At 61.5% G+C, this 15043-nt stretch carries 10 protein-coding genes; 3 read left to right on the plus strand and 7 right to left on the minus strand.

What is annotated here, in order from left to right:
* Positions 1 to 66: 66 nt before the first annotated feature.
* A complete protein-coding gene (locus DMP07_RS07565; RefSeq protein ID WP_123198544.1) occupies positions 67 to 1284 on the plus strand; it encodes a diphosphate--fructose-6-phosphate 1-phosphotransferase in 1218 nt (405 codons plus the stop codon).
* A 208-nt stretch (positions 1285 to 1492) separates the two neighbouring features.
* On the opposite strand, the gene DMP07_RS07570 is transcribed toward DMP07_RS07565, so the two are convergent.
* The 5 genes from DMP07_RS07570 to DMP07_RS07595 form a co-directional block, all read right to left on the minus strand.
* A complete protein-coding gene (locus DMP07_RS07570; RefSeq protein WP_123198545.1) occupies positions 1493 to 2761 on the minus strand; it encodes an ABC transporter permease subunit in 1269 nt (422 codons plus the stop codon).
* Between the two features lie 2 nt (positions 2762 to 2763).
* On the minus strand, positions 2764 to 3708 hold the full coding sequence (locus tag DMP07_RS07575) for an ABC transporter ATP-binding protein (RefSeq protein ID WP_123198546.1): 945 nt from the start codon (positions 3706 to 3708) through the stop codon (positions 2764 to 2766).
* A 9-nt stretch (positions 3709 to 3717) separates the two neighbouring features.
* Positions 3718 to 4626 (minus strand): hypothetical protein, encoded by a 909-nt coding sequence (locus DMP07_RS07580; RefSeq protein WP_123198547.1) that lies wholly within the window; start codon positions 4624 to 4626, stop codon positions 3718 to 3720.
* The gene (locus tag DMP07_RS07585; RefSeq protein ID WP_244594939.1) at positions 4623 to 5312 is read right to left on the minus strand and encodes an RNA polymerase sigma factor; all 690 of its coding nucleotides are present in this window, start codon (positions 5310 to 5312) and stop codon (positions 4623 to 4625) included. The genes DMP07_RS07580 and DMP07_RS07585 overlap by 4 nt, the downstream gene beginning before the upstream one ends.
* Positions 5313 to 5726: 414 nt before the next feature.
* Positions 5727 to 7340, minus strand: a complete 1614-nt coding sequence (locus DMP07_RS07595; RefSeq protein ID WP_211324543.1) for an FAD-binding protein — start codon at positions 7338 to 7340, stop codon at positions 5727 to 5729.
* A 345-nt stretch (positions 7341 to 7685) separates the two neighbouring features.
* Here DMP07_RS07595 and DMP07_RS07600 point away from each other — a divergent pair, with 345 nt between their 5' ends.
* Positions 7686 to 9173, plus strand: a complete 1488-nt coding sequence (locus tag DMP07_RS07600; protein WP_123198550.1) for a response regulator transcription factor — start codon at positions 7686 to 7688, stop codon at positions 9171 to 9173.
* A 118-nt stretch (positions 9174 to 9291) separates the two neighbouring features.
* Here the strand turns inward: DMP07_RS07600 and DMP07_RS07605 are convergent, their stop codons facing one another.
* Positions 9292 to 10044: a cyclase family protein gene (locus DMP07_RS07605; RefSeq protein ID WP_123198551.1), complete on the minus strand. Its 753-nt coding sequence runs from the start codon at positions 10042 to 10044 to the stop codon at positions 9292 to 9294.
* A gap of 538 nt (positions 10045 to 10582) precedes the next feature.
* On the opposite strand from DMP07_RS07605, the gene DMP07_RS07610 reads away from it, so the two are divergent.
* Positions 10583 to 14566, plus strand: a complete 3984-nt coding sequence (locus DMP07_RS07610; protein WP_161957056.1) for an InlB B-repeat-containing protein — start codon at positions 10583 to 10585, stop codon at positions 14564 to 14566.
* Between the two features lie 171 nt (positions 14567 to 14737).
* Here the strand turns inward: DMP07_RS07610 and DMP07_RS07615 are convergent.
* A partial coding sequence (locus tag DMP07_RS07615) for an S-layer homology domain-containing protein (RefSeq protein ID WP_148039656.1) occupies positions 14738 to 15043 on the minus strand: 306 nt, incomplete at its 5' end.

Genomic DNA, 15043 nt, shown 5'->3' on the forward strand with positions numbered 1-15043 from the left:
GTTTGTAAGCTACACTTGGCAGCAGCAATCCACCCCGCGCCCGAAGTCGTAAAAGGAGCATCGCCCATGGGCAACTGCCTCGTCGCGCAATCCGGCGGACCCACCGCCGTCATCAATGCAAGCCTCGCCGGCGTCGTCAGGGCGAACCAGCTCAATCCCCTTTACGACCGCGTCTTCGGCGGCCTGTACGGCATCGAAGGCGTGTTGGACGGCAAGCTCTACGACCTCACCGACCTCAGCGCGCACGAGCTGAAAATCCTGAAGCAAACGCCCTCGAGCGCGCTGGGCACCTGCCGCTACAAGCTCAAGCGCGGCGCCGACGCCGACTACTGCCGCCTCATCGAGGTCATGGACGTCAACGACATCGAGGTCATGTTCTACATCGGCGGCAACGGCTCCATGGACACCGTGGACGCGCTGGCTAAATGGGCCGAAAGCGTCGGCTGCAAGAAGCGCTTCGTGGGCATTCCGAAAACCGTCGACAACGACCTGGTTCCCGTCGACCACGCGCCGGGCTTCCCGAGCGCGGCGAAGATCGCAGCGCAGATCACGCATGCGACCTACCTCGATTACGCCGCCTACACGCGCCCCGAGGTGTTCGTGTTGGAAACCATGGGCCGCGATGCCGGATGGCTGGCTGCCAGCTGCTGCCTTTCGGGCAACGTCGACCTGCTGGTCCTGCCCGAGATAGATTTCGACAAAGACGCCTTCCTGGCCGAAGCCAAGCGGAAATTCGACGAAAAGGGCGAGTGCTATATCGTAGTGAGCGAAGGCGCCCACTATGCCGACGGCACCTACGTTTCCGCAGGCGAGCGCGCCGACGAAGGCTTCGAGCACCCCGTTTTGGGCGGCGCCGGCGCCACAATCAAGCAGATGATCGTGGATGCGGGCATCGTGCCGCGCGGCGTGGTGCAAAACCTTTCCCGCGCGGCGCGGTCGAGCAACTTCGCCCAGAGCCTGGTTGACGTGAACGAGGCCTACGAGCTTGCCATGAGCGCCCACATGCGCTCCGCCGACCCCGCCTTCACCGGACACGTGGTGGGCGTGCGCCCCCGCACGGCCGAAGAAATCACGGCAGGAATCTACGACGCGCGCTACTTCGCCGCGCCCGCCGACCGATTCGCCAAGCACGTGAAGCACTTCCCCCGCGAATGGATTCTGCCTCACTACCAAGGCATCACCGAGGATGCCTTCGCATACTTCAGGCCCTTGGTCAAAAGCGAGCCGAAGCTGGTCTACGACGGTGCCATGCCCGCCACCATCACGCCGTTCAACAAGCGCTGACAGAACACGCGGCAGCGGTCAACAGGAGCGCGCGGCGGCAACGGACGGACGAATCTTCCAGCAGAAGCGCATCGGAGACAGACGACGGCGCCCGACAGGAACGCACCATCGACGTGCGGGCGCGTCAGCCGGCAGGGGCGCGGCGGCTGACGGCCATATCAACCGACAGGAGCGCGCAATCGATGAGCGCCGTGTCGGCCGATGGCGGCTACATCACCTGATGCCTGCGGAAGAACACCGCCGCAAGCGGCAGGCACGCCGCGAACAGCGCGCCGTACACGAGCGCCTGCATGTCCACGAGGTCGACCACGAAGCCGCCGATCGGATACGACATGTACTGCCAGAACATGAAGGGCGCCACCAGGCCGCTGGTCGGGAAAAGCGCACTGAGATGCATGAGCGCTCCGACGCCGCCCGTGGGCATCATGCCCGTCAGCAGCACCAGCGCCACATCGATGGCGAACACCGAAAGCATGGAACGCATCACCGACGACAGCAGAAGCGTCAGCCCCGCGAATCCGAGCGTCATCAGGTAGGCGATCGCCGTCATGATCGCAGCCGCCTGCGCCATGGTCAGGTCATACGGCGACGAAACCGCGCTGATCTGAATGGGCAGGCCGGCACCGCCCGCTCCATGGGCACCGAGCGACACGGCGAAAACGATGCCGGCGCACAGCGCGAAATACGCCGTTGCGAACAAGAACGCCGCAACAAGCTTCGCCGCCACCAACTTGGAGCGTCCGTAGCGCGAGGACAAGATCACACTGTCGGTGCGCTCCTGGTATTCCGCCGCGAACATCGGCGCCAGCGCCACGCACACGGCGATCATCGCGAACGCCAGAAAGCCCATGCAATCCATGATGTTTTCCCAGCCGCCCGCGTAACCGTACGCGATCGGCGTGGAAACTTCGGCCTGCTTCTGCGTCCAATAAGCGCGCTCGGCTTCGGAATACGTCCACGCGCCGCCCTGGCCGTCGTCGAGAATCGCCTGGGTTTTCTGCGCGAGCGCCTCGTAGAACGGAACCTCGGGTGAAGGACCTATCAGGGCCGACACCTGGATGGGCTCTTTGCCGCCCGAATTCCACGCGCTGAACAGCCACGGCCAATAGCCCGATCCGTACAGCTCGCGCGCGCCATGTTCGCCATATGCCGTTCGCACCGCATCGTAGGCCGCCGCATCGCTCATAGCCGCTACTTCTTCGGAATCGAGCTCGGAAAACGCCAGGTCGAAATAGGCAGCGGTCTCGGCCTCGATGCGCTCGTCGGTCAAAGCGCCCGCGCGGGCCTCGGCGTTCGCTTGGCGCTGGTGGATCGCATCGAACCCCGAAAGGATCTCGTCGGTATTGCTCACGGTTTTCGTCTGCAGCACGTTCAGCGTCATGATCGCGCACAGCACGACGACGATCGCCAGACACGTATAGCGCGTCGATTTACGCGCGACAATCTTCTTGAGCTCGAATTTCACCAGATCGAACATGGCTACCTCCTTCCACCGAACAGGCCGCTTTTGCGATCGCGGCGCACTTCCGACGCCGCAGCGCCCGCCGCGCCCGCGCCCGCATCGTCTCTGAACGTGTACAGGTACAGGTCCTCCAACGTCGGCTCGACGGAAGCGGCGCCTGCGACGGGCGCTTCGTCGGCCGCCACGCGCACCACCGCTCCGCCGTCGGACGCGTAATGCACGTTGCACACGCACGCAGAAGCCGAAAGCTCATCGGCCTGGCGCGCCGAAACGCGGCACTCCCACACCTTGCCCGCCACGGACGACACCACCGCATCGGGGCGGCCGCGCAGCACGAAACGGCCGGCCTTCATCACCAGAATGTCATCGGCGATGTATTCCACGTCGGACACGATATGCGTGGAAAGCAGCACGATCTTGTCCTGCGAGAACCCCGAAATCAGGTTCCTGAAACGCACGCGCTCTTTGGGGTCGAGGCCCGCCGTGGGCTCGTCGAGCACCAGCACCGCGGGGTCGTTGATCACGGCCTGCGCGATGCCCAGCCGCTGCTTCATGCCGCCCGAAAACGTGCGCACCTTGGCCTTCGCATGAGCGGCAAGACCCACTTCCTCCAGCAGTTCGGCGCAACGCAGCTTGGCCGCGCGGCGATCGAGGCCCTTCAGCGCGGCCATGTACAGCATGAAATCCATCGCCGTGAAATCGGGGTAGTACCCGAAATCCTGCGGAAGGTATCCCAGCATGGCACGGTATTCGTCGCCCATACGCGCGATGTCCGCGCCGTCGAACGCGATGCGGCCCGCGCTGGGCTTGAGCACGTCGCACACCATGCGCATGAGCGTGGTCTTGCCAGCGCCGTTCGCGCCCAACAGGCCGTACACGCCGGGGCGCAGCGTCGCCGACACATCGTGCACGGCGGGCTTTTCCGCGAACCGCTTGGTCAGATTTTCAAGGGAAAGCTCCATGGTTTCCTCCTATCGGTTGATGAACGACGAATCGAACGAGAGCATGCGCGGCGAAGCGGCCGCATCGGCCAGCCACGCCCGAGCTTCGCACCCCGCCCAGACCGCAGCGGCGGCAGCAGCGGCGGCCCACACCCACACGGCGGCCTGGTCGTATACGCCGGGCATCTTCGCCGCCAGGAAATACGCGCCCGCCGCAACCGCAACGCCCCAGGCCGCGGCCGCCACAAGAGCCGATGCGCCATCGATGCGACGCGCGGCTGCCAGGCACCCGGCAACCGTGATGCAATACGGCGCGAACGCGTGCAGCAACGCGACGGGCGCGCCCGCAGCGGAATCGGCGAACGCGCCGACCAGTGCAACGGCGGCAAGGCCGACGGCATTCGAGCAGGCCAGAACCGCCATGCGCGCCGCTGCGACCGACCGGGCGTCATGCATGCACGAACGCTCCAGCTCGACGATGCCGCACATGCGCGATGCCGCCATATCGGGCAAGCCGCACACGGCGATTGCCGCGCCCGCCAGGCAGGCATACAGCCCCGATGCCGCATGTCCTTCCCCGACGCTCCACAGCAATACGACCGCAGCTACCGCGCAGGCCTGAAGAATCCATGCGCGCGCGCCCATGAAGCGGGCCTGCGCCGCCACGAACGATGCCGTTTCGGACACGGCGCGGACGCACGCCGAAAACGTCGGCCGCGCAACGCGGACAGGCGACATCTCGGCGCGCAGGCAACGCGCTTCATCGACAACGGCGCGCTCGGCGCGCATGTTCCGGACCTCTTCGACGACCGCCGCAACAACGGCGCGCTCGGACGCTTCGTCCGCAGCAGGACGCTGCGCGCGGTAATAGGCGCACAAGGCGTCTTCAACCTGACCAGAAGGCAGTGCGCCGTGTTTTTCTTTGTTGAAAGACCTCATGAAAGCCCTCCGTCCGATTCGAAGGAGTAGGCATCGCGCACCTGCGCGAGCGCACGCTTGAGCAACCTGTTCATCGCGAAGCGCGACATCCCCATGACCCGCGCGGCCTCGGCCACGCCGAGCCCCTGGTCGAAGCGAAGCTCGATCGCCTCGCGCTCGTCGGGGGAAAGCCGCGCCAGCACCGACTCCATTTCGACGGGATACGCGTCGCAAACACGCGGCGCCGACGCTTCGTCCAATTCGACGAAGCGCGGCCGACGCGCGCACGACCGGGCGGCATCGGCGCACAGGTTACGCGCGATGGTCAGCAGCAGCGCGAGCGGCTTGCCACGCTCGTCATAGGCGCCGGCGCTGCGCACGAACCGCAGAAACGTTTCCTGCGCAATGTCGTCGGCGGCGTCGCGAGCGGGCGCGTGGCGTCTGCAGTACGCCAACACGTCTTCGTAATGCTGCTCGACGATGCGCCGGGCTGCGGCCTCGTCGAACGTTGCCTCGTGGTTTCTCAAGCGTTTCTCACCTCCTATCCCCTTTAACGACGGCATGCTCCAAAATGTGCGCATTATTTTGAAATACTTTTCCGTCCCCAACAAATCAGGCCGACACCGAACGCTCTTCGCCACCGCAAGACAAACTTCAAAGACAAGAAGCAACCGCCAAAAAGCGCACCGAATGAAGCCGGAACGCATGCCGATTCCACTGCAAAAGCTCCATGCAGGCAAAACCTCGCGTTGTGCGCGTCGTGCATTTCAAACGCGCCTTCGACAAACGCATCGGCACGCAATACGCCCTACATCCAAAACAAGTGAAAACGGAAGGCGACCGAATATATCTGCCCCTCTACATGCGGGTACATGGCGGGATGCTTGTAGGGCACGAACGAAACAGGGGCTTCCCGGCGCAGAAAAGACGGGGCGCAAACGCAAAACGCGCCTCCTGAGACCGAAAAATCTCAGGAGGCGCGCCTCGAACCAACTGACGGTCGCATCGGGGAGGGGAATCCGACACGGCGTCAATGAGCAAACAAAAGCAAATGGAGCGCACCGCCTCACCAAGAAGGGGGCCATCGAAACGGCGCGTAAGCCACCATGCGCATCACTGCTTTACTTCGCAGCAAGCGCGCGACCCACCACGTAACCCTGGGTGTGGCAACGACCAAGGGAAAGACCGGGCAGGTCCATGGGATAGTCGGGGCTTCCGAAGAAATTGCCCGCGCAGTTACCGATGGCATACAAGCCCTCGATCGGGTTACCCTCAGCATCAAGAACGTTCATTTCGCCGTCCACATTCACACCATGCACAATAGCAGACAGGCGGATATGACGATGAATGCCGTAGAACGGGGGCTGGACGATGGGCTTGAGCCACTTGGCTTCCTTGCCCATATCGGAATCGACGCCTGCTTCGACAAGCTGGTTATAACGCTCAACCGTGGCGACGAAAGCGTCCACATCGGTCAGGCCCAGCTTTTCGCCCAGCTCTTCGATGGTATCGGCGGCAAACGTATTCACCAGGTCTTCGTAGACGCCCTTTTTCTCGCCTTCTTCTTCGGGCATGTAGGCCTTCATGGCCTCAGGGTCATAGAGCTTGCCAGGCCAATCGGCGCAGTCAGTCATGTAGTTGCTATCGAACACCTGCGTGTACCAGCCGTTATCTTCTGCGCCGGTCAGGAAGTTGCCCATGTAAGCCATAGCGGAACGAGCCTCGTTGCAAAAACGGGTACCGTCGTTTTTCACGCACAGGAAAGGCATGTCGGCCATAGAGCCGGGGCCTGCATCGAAGTCGTGCTGAACCTTCGCACCGCATACGGACTCCATGCGAGCGCCCGCCCACACCATCATCTTGTGGCCATCGCCAGTCTTGTTGTTCTGCTTGCGGTCGATGTTGGCCATATCGGGATTGTAATAGGCCATCATCTCATCGTCATTGGTGTAATCGCCCGTCGCAACGACCACGCCCTTCGCGCCATTGAACTGAACATACTGATTGTCCATCTCGCAAATGACGCCAACAACCTTGCCGGAATCATCCGTGGCAAGCTGCTCGGCGCGACAAGAATAGAAGATTTCAAGCCCGTCTTTGCCACCGAAGTAGTCACACAAATCGCGCATGCCAGAACCCGTGTTGTAGGGTTTCGGGCCGTAATCGAACGCGAAATACGTGATGGACTGGCCGTCGATTGTCTGAATCGGCGTGGTCCATTTCGCCGTCGTGTCCTGAATCTGGCAGCCGGCTTCTTCGGATTTGCCCCAAAGCCACTTCAGGGCTTCACCGGAATTCTCAGCCCACAAGCTCACCTGATCACGATGAGAGCGCCATGCGCTCTGCTCGGTAATCCACGAAACAACGGCCGCACGACCCGCCTCGTCAGTCTGGTCAGCGAGCAAAGAATCACACGTGTTGCCCTGAGAAATCGCCTGGCTTTCCTTCTGGATAAGCGCAACCTTTGCGCCTTGTTCGGCGGCGGCAAGCGCACACGGAACACCCGCGGCGCCGGCACCTACGACAACGACGTCGAACTCTTTTGTCTCGGCGATATCGGCAATGGCTTCAGGCTGCTGGAAAAAGCTCGGCAAGCCGTTGTCGGCAGCGCCCTTGGCACCCGATTCGACGCTTTTGCCGCCCTGCGGAGCGCATCCAGCAAGCATGCCCGCGCCTGCTGCGCCGATAGCTGCAACGCCACCGAACTTGAAAAGATCGCGACGAGTCAATTCCATGATTGGTCTCCTTTTCTCATTCCCTCCTGTCGGCGAAGCTGTTTGCGCCACGCAGCGCAACGCCCAACCGCACTGTGCCGACAACAATATGCCGCCCACATCCGCATGCCATCGACCGAGACTAAAACGAGAGGTCTATTCGTATAACCCCTCCTGTATAACACCCTATTTATCAGGTGTTTTATAAAAACAAATCACGCTATCGAGACCTGTACGTCTTCGGTACAATAGCCCTGCCCTTCAAAACGACGCGATGCCATGCCGCCCGGAGAAGATCCCGTTTAACAGTCCCACCAAGAAGCGGACGGCTTCAAGCCCGACAGACCGAAACCCCACGGAGGATTTATGAACCCCACGACCAATGAGGACGAAAGCACCAGCCGCACAACCTTATTGTTCGGGTTCCTCCCCATCGTCCCCTTGGCATTCCTCGGTCTTGGACTCTACCGTGCTTGGATAGAAATCACCTTTGTCGGATCGTTCGCCGAACTGCCCCTGCACAGTGGAGCCATCGAAGGAATGCCTTTCAGCATACGCGACCTTTTCGATGTAACCATGGCCGTCGTTTCGCTCCTGTGCGCGTTTTATGCACAACGAATAGGGCCGTTCTTCAATAAGAAAATCGTTTTCGCCGCGTCGGGAATCTTGCTGGTCTTATCCACCGCTCTGGCTTTCTCTACTGCCCTATACCCCGAATGGGCCACAGCCCTCGGTGTTCCGTCCGCCATCGCAGGCGGCATCGGAATCGCACTTCTTATCTTGCTTTGGAGCGAGCTCTACGGATGCCTCAACCCCTTGCGCGTCACAACGTATTACTCACTCTCAATCGTGGCGGGCGGCCTAGCGATCTATATCTGGCGCGGATTCATGTTCCCCTGGCTTTTCGTCATGACGGCAATCCTGCCGCTGGTCTCCCTCCTATGCGTGCATGCGGGCTTTAGGAAAATACCCGCCGACGAACAACCGCGTGACAAACGCACCAAGCTTTCAGCCCCCTGGAAGGCCATTCTGCTCATGGCGGCATACGCCTTTGCATACGGGCTGCTCGAAAGCGTCTCCTACTCAGGATTCTTCGGTCCCCATTCGGCACCGGGGGCCGTCATTGCGGGCCTCGTTGTATTTTTCGCAGCCGCCCTCCAAAGAAAACGGTTCGATTTCGGCGTCATCTACCGCATCGCCTTGCCTCTCACCGTTGCGGCGCTCTTGCTCATCCCCGCGCTCAACGTATTCGGCAGCGCCGCAAGTAGCTTCTGCGCGGCGGCGGGATATACAGCACAATCGATTCTTGTCATGGTGGTTATCGCGAACCTTTGCTACCGCTACGGCGCGTCAGCAATATGGCTCTTCGGAATAGAACGAGGCGTGCGCCAGATAGCCATGATGGCAGGCCGAACCGTCAACAACCAAGCTCATATGCTTGGCGAAAACGGCGACACAATACTCGCAGCGCTCTGCGTCGTGGCCGTAGTGACAGCAACTATGATTTTCATGTCGGAAAAAGGACTGTCCAGCAACTGGGGCGCAACCATGGAAAAGCATGACGAAAGAGAGGCCACTCCCGCAGAACGCAAGAACGAACTCTCCGTACGCGTTGCCGAAGTCGCACGTAACAACAAGCTTTCGGCACGTGAGGAAGAGGTCCTGCTTTTGCTCGCACAGTATAAGACCGTCGGCATCATCGAACGCGAGCTGTTCATCGCGAACGGCACCGCGAAAGCGCACGTCCGCCATATCTACCAGAAGCTCGACATCCATACGCGCCAGGAGCTCTTCGACATGCTTGGCGTGGCAAAACCCGGCACTGACGAGCCAAGGGCCTGCGGCAACAAATAGAATGCATGCCCTCCTTCAGGCGACCCTCCCCGCTCGGTGGATGGCGCAAATCAAGGCGCCCCGAAGAACGCCTTGTCGGCATGTAACTCGCGCTATTACGGAATTCGCGGCGGGCTCGCTATTCCTCGCACACGGCCCACACGCGGGCGGGCAGACCCGACGCGCCTTCGATGCGCGGCCAGGCCACGAACACGATGGCGCCCGCAGGCGGCACCTTATCCAGGTTCGCCATGACCTCCACCTGCAAGTGGCACGTATCGAGCACGTAGCGTTCCACCGCCAAGTCGTCGGCCTCTACGGCAAGGTACGACGCATCGGTGTCGAAGGTCTCGTGGCCGTTCATGGCCACGCCGCGCTCTTCGAACAGGAACTTCAGCGTTTCGATCGACCAGCCGGGGCAATGCTCGCCGCCATCTTCGTCCAGGTTGCACAAAGCGTCATAGTTCGGCCAGCGCTTGTACCAGTCGGTACGCAGCGCGACGAACGCGCCCTCGGGGATGCGGCCGTATTCGGCCTCGTAGGCCAGAACGTCGTCGACGGTCACCGCGTAGTCGGGGTTTTCGGCGGCCTTCGCGGAAATGTCGATCACGCACAGCGGATAGGCGCTCTGTTCCACACCGAACTCCTCGGCGGCGGGACGGCCCGGAACAAAGTGCATGGGGAAGTCGACGTGCGTGCCGAACTGGCCGGGGAATTTATAAGTGTGAATGCGGCACGAAAGCATTTCCTCGTCGTAATCGAACACGGTCTTGCACAGCTCCACCGAACCATCGGGGATGCCGCCCCAATACGGGCTTTCGTTCGTCAGCGGATGGGTCAGGTCAACCCAACGACAGCGCTTCAACTTCTCGAGATCGCCCCACAAGCTCATGATGCCTCCTTACGCACCCGATCGACGCGACGGCCGGCGTATTCGCATGGCGAAGCAGACCGGGCACGCGACGAAAAAGCACGCCGCCCTTTGCGGCGCGCCTGAACTATCGCCCACTATTGTGCCGTATCGAAGGAAAAGTTGCACGCGGAACGGAGCGTGCGTGCCCGATGCGTGCCGCGACCGTGCGAACAAGCTGGATATGCACCACGAGACGGGGATTGCAGACAACACGAGAGACGCTTTGCGGCGCCAGCCGAACGAGCACGCGGCAACGACCCCGATGCGTTCCCGCCGCCGTTCACGTTCCTACAACACTGGCCGAACGCATGCGCACCAACGGTCGTGACGGAGCGGCTGGACATGCATATATGCTTCAGTCGAAGGGCCTAGCAGAAAGAACATGGAAGGACGCCCCCGAAAAACAGCATTTCAGAGCCTTAAATCAACACGAAGTCGACAGGAGTTCCTTTATTCAGCACTGTGCCCTACAATTGTTCTATGCATTATAAAAACCGAATATTCGAGGAGGTTTCCTATGAAGGGCAGGCTGAAGGCCCTGACTTTGTGCGTAGTCGTGGCCCTCGCATCGTTCCTTTTGCCCGCGTATGCGTTCGCAACGCAGCAAGAAGGAACGGTTCATACAGTCGACACCGCTGCAGAATTCACGCAAGCCGTCACCAAAATTAGCACGAGCGCAGAACCAAGCGCGACCATCGAGCTGATGGGCGATATCGACCTTGCCGACGCATTCGCAGGCGTCGAGGACAAGCATATCGTCGTGCGCAGCGATACCAGCACCCCCCCCCATTTTCTGAAACTGAATTCTGATATCGTCAGCCTGACGGGCGATGTCACGTTCGAGAACGTGCACATCTCGTCCAAAACGATATATGCGAACGGCCACCACCTCACGCTGGGCGAAGGCTTTGGCGGCGGCGAAGACGGCCAGAAGCGCATGATCGTCTACGGCGGCAGCAATAGCGACCTTACCGCCAACACGCACGTCACCGTTCTTGACGGCGTGTACAAGCTCATCGCCGGTGGCAACTCCTCAGGCACCCTCACGGGCGACACGCTCGTAGAGTTCGGTGGAAAAGCGCGCTTCCCTAATGCGCTCGATGGCAAGGATCCGGACACCGCCTATGTCGACGGAACCATCCCAAGCGAAGGTAGCCTCGATGGCGGAGACTTCGGCGGACGCGAAATCGACGAACATCACAACCTCTATTTCGATTCCATCACCGTCAGCGAATTCACTCCCGTCATGGTCACAGTGTATAAGCAGGGCTATCTTCCCTACGGCATCTATGGCGGCGGCATCGGCGGCAACGTCACGGGCGACACCAATGTCACCATGACCGGCGGTAAGGTCTTCCAGATTTTCGGCGGCGGCGCGGCCATCAAAGCTCCGTCGCTCATCGGCAACGACCTCGGCACAGTTGGCGGCAGCACCAGCGTCAGCGTGACCAACGGCGAGGTCAAAAGCGTCTATGGCGGCGGTTTCAACGACCTTCAGTCCCTGCTCGACGATTCCGACATCACTGGCAAAGACGCAGTTGCCACCGACGCCGAGCGCGACACGCGCGCCGTAGTTGCAGGCGACACGAAGGTCGTCATCGAAGGCGCCGCTCACGTGCCCGCAGCGACGCATCCCCAATGGGCCACAACCGGCAGCTACGACCTTCCCGGCATCTATGGCGGTTCGTTCCATTCGTCCGTCCGAAATACGCATGTTACCGTGGGCGGCGATGCATCAATCGAAACCCATATCAAAAATGACGGCGGGTACGGCATCGTATGGGGCGGCGGCTGCAGCGACAAGGTGCGCGGCACTACGTATGTCGAACTAACTGGAAACGCCCGTATCGGCAATGACGAAAACGAAGCTGTCACCCCTGGCGGCTCCAAGGGCGGAACGGTCACGCCCCTCGGCCGTAGCGCTGATAGCAAAACATACTTCGGCGGTGTTCCCTTCTCTTATGGAGCCGAAATCTTCAACGAAAACAACCAGGACTATGCTGCGGTAGCAATCGTTTCAGGCGGACGGGCCGATGTGCTCACCGCATCTCACAAGCGCACTCCCTCGGTCGGCAACACGACCACCGTGCATGGCCCAGTGCAGCTCGTTCAGACGGACGGCGCGCTGCAGGCCATCGAGGCCGGATGCCGAGGAGACAAGAAGGTTTCCATCCAGCCCGCCGCGGATCGCTCGCCCGTGGATGTCGTCGTTTCCGGCGGCTCGGTAAGCCGCTACATCATGGGACGATTCCCCAGCAACAGCAACATCGTGCACGCTGAGCTCACGTTCAAGACATGCGGCAATGATGCCTCGTATGTCGAGGTTCCCAATATGATCTACTTCGACGCAATCACGGTCGAAGCAGGTGCGCATATCGCCGCCAAGCCGGAGTTCGCTCAAGGACCCATCGCCAAAACCCCCTTTACCGAAGTCGGCGACCTTACCGTTGAAAAGGGCGGCTATCTCGCGCTGCGCGACGACGCCTCCATTACGGGCAATCTTGTCCTCGACGGCTCACTGCACCTGGTGAAACTCACCAAAAAACTTCCCTTCGTCGGAGAGATCGCGCTCGATGCCGCCACGCTGACCGCTGCGGGCACCGCGGCAGGCGCGGGCAATCTACGCACCATCGCCCTGCCCGCAATCGGCACCGACTACACGCAAGCCAAAACCCCAAGGGTCTCCGAAGAATGCGTGTACGCCACGGCTGCCGGCTCCGACATGGCGCTCGACCTCACCAATCCCGAACCGACGCTTTTCGTCGACCGCAAGAATAGCAAGACCGCGGGTCAGGACGTTTGGTTCATTAACGAGCGGGTCGCCCAGGACGTCACCGTCACGTTCGACAAGAACGGCGGCGATACCGAGGCCGTTCCCGGCAGCATGACGGTCAAGAGCGGCAACACCGTTGACACTCTGCCCAAAGAGCCCACGCGAGCTAATCACACGTTCCTCGGCTGGAACACGCAGCCCGACGGCAGCGGCGAGGCATTCGACGAGAACACGCCCGTAATCGGCGATATCATCGTTTACGCCCAATGGAAGCCGATTTCCGAGCAACTTTGGTACCGCGAGTTCTATTACCAGCTCTATAAGCCCGACGGCGACCAGACGGATGAAAATGGCACCAAATACAACTGGATAAAAGAAGGCTACGGTCAGGGTGGCCGGAGCCTTCCCAGCGCCACCGTGAACATCAACCACGAAACGTTCGACGGCACAACGCTCAGCTGGGACGCCATCGACGGTTCGGGCCCCGAGACCCTCGGCGTGCACTACGTGTTCGACGAGAACTACGGCCACCATCGCCTGAGCGCCCTGTGTTCCGAGGCCGCCGCAGACAACCCGCTCAAGATTTACTACCGCGCCACGCCCCACACCCTGACCTACGAGTACGAAGGCACGGTTCCCGACGGAGCACCGCAGCTTCCCGCCCCGGTGAACTCCGCGTACAGCGCGCCCGTCGAAATCACCGCCTCCCCCTCCATGGAAGGCTGGAAGTTCGACGGCTGGAAGGTCAAAAGCCCTGAAAACGCCACGATCGAAAACGGCACGCTGACCATGCCCAACGCCGACGTGGTGCTGGTGGGCTCGTGGACCAAGACGGCCACGCCGATCGAGCCCGCGACCGCTGTCTACAAAGTCGAGCATTACAAGCAGCAGCTCGATGGCACCTACCAGCTTGCCGATACGGACTTCCCGCTGTACGGCAAAATCGGAGAGGAAGTAACCGCCACGCCCAAGGGCTACGACGGCTACCACATCAATGCGGACCAGTCCAAGCTCACCGGCACGGTCGTTATGCCGCAAGAGCAAGACGGCAAACCGGTCTATCTTGTGCTGAAGGCGTATTACGACCTCGACCAGGTCAAGCTGCATTACGACTTGAACGGCGGCGCGGGCGCCGAAGGGGCCGATTACGCAGACAAGACGCTACCCATAGGTACCGAAGTAACCGCGGCCGACGCCCCGACGCTCGAGAGCCACGATTTCCTCGGATGGAAGAAGGAGGTCGCAGGACAGTCAGCAAAGGAGGCTGACCTGGTCAAGCCTGGAGATACGTTTAATCTGACGGCCGACACCACCCTAACGGCCCAGTGGGAGAAGAAGGCTCCTGTCGTTCCGCCGGTCAACCCCGACCCGAAACCCGATCCGAAGCCAGAGCCCGAGCCTGAACCGAGTCCCGACCCGAAGCCGGAACCCGAACCCGACCCGCAGCCCGAGCCGAGTCCTGAACCTGGACCCGAGCCCGCTCCGCAGCCCGAGCCCGAGCCGGAACCCGCTCCCGAAGAGGGCTCCGACAATGGCCAGCCGATCGCACCCAGCCAGCCCGAAAACCCTGGAACCAACTCCAGCGCAAACGGCCAGCCCCAGGCAAATGCCGCCATTCCTGCGATGAACGACTTCTCGCCCATCGTTGCCGCAGCGGCAATCGGCACGGCGGCACTTGCCGCCCTGGCATGCATCGCGGCATACCGCAAGGTTCGCAAGACCCGATAAAACAACGACCAGGCGCCCATGCCACGGCACCCGACCGAAACCCAAGAAGGGCCCGCTTCGAAGCGGGCCCTTCTTCGTTCGCGGCACATTCGCTCGCAAAGCACGACATCGAACAGCAAATAGGCCCCCGCATTGCAGGGGCCTACTCTCATCCGAAGCTCTTAAGAGACGCTATGCGTACAGGCCGTTGATGAAGCGCATCACCACGGCGGCCGTCTCGGCGCGGGTGGCGCCGCCCTTCGGGTCCAGGCGGCCGCTGCCGTCGGCGTGGCCGCGCAGCAGGCCCTCGGACACCGCCCACGACAGGGCCTCGGAGGCCCAGTCGGACGCCTGGCCGCCGTCGGAGAAGACGGACAGGTCGGCGCGGCCGGAGACGTCCAGGCCCAGGTGCTTCGCGTAGCGCATGGCGAACACGGCCATCTGCTCGCGGGTCACCGGGTCGTCGCCGCCGAACTCGGAGCCGTCGCCGTAGCCGTT

The organism is Slackia faecicanis (assembly GCF_003725295.1).
Classification (GTDB): Bacteria; Actinomycetota; Coriobacteriia; order Coriobacteriales; family Eggerthellaceae; genus Slackia; species Slackia faecicanis.

What these genes read in the sequence shown, in the direction of transcription:
- DMP07_RS07565 (WP_123198544.1), top strand. Translation starts at nt 67, where the DNA reads ATGGGCAACTGCCTCGTCGCGCAATCCGGCGGACCCACCGCCGTCATC.
- DMP07_RS07570 (WP_123198545.1), bottom strand. Translation starts at nt 2,761, where the DNA reads ATGTTCGATCTGGTGAAATTCGAGCTCAAGAAGATTGTCGCGCGTAAA.
- DMP07_RS07575 (WP_123198546.1), bottom strand. Translation starts at nt 3,708, where the DNA reads ATGGAGCTTTCCCTTGAAAATCTGACCAAGCGGTTCGCGGAAAAGCCC.
- DMP07_RS07580 (WP_123198547.1), bottom strand. Translation starts at nt 4,626, where the DNA reads ATGAGGTCTTTCAACAAAGAAAAACACGGCGCACTGCCTTCTGGTCAG.
- DMP07_RS07585 (WP_244594939.1), bottom strand. Translation starts at nt 5,312, where the DNA reads ATGCGTTCCGGCTTCATTCGGTGCGCTTTTTGGCGGTTGCTTCTTGTC.
- DMP07_RS07595 (WP_211324543.1), bottom strand. Translation starts at nt 7,340, where the DNA reads ATGGAATTGACTCGTCGCGATCTTTTCAAGTTCGGTGGCGTTGCAGCT.
- DMP07_RS07600 (WP_123198550.1), top strand. Translation starts at nt 7,686, where the DNA reads ATGAACCCCACGACCAATGAGGACGAAAGCACCAGCCGCACAACCTTA.
- DMP07_RS07605 (WP_123198551.1), bottom strand. Translation starts at nt 10,044, where the DNA reads ATGAGCTTGTGGGGCGATCTCGAGAAGTTGAAGCGCTGTCGTTGGGTT.
- DMP07_RS07610 (WP_161957056.1), top strand. Translation starts at nt 10,583, where the DNA reads ATGAAGGGCAGGCTGAAGGCCCTGACTTTGTGCGTAGTCGTGGCCCTC.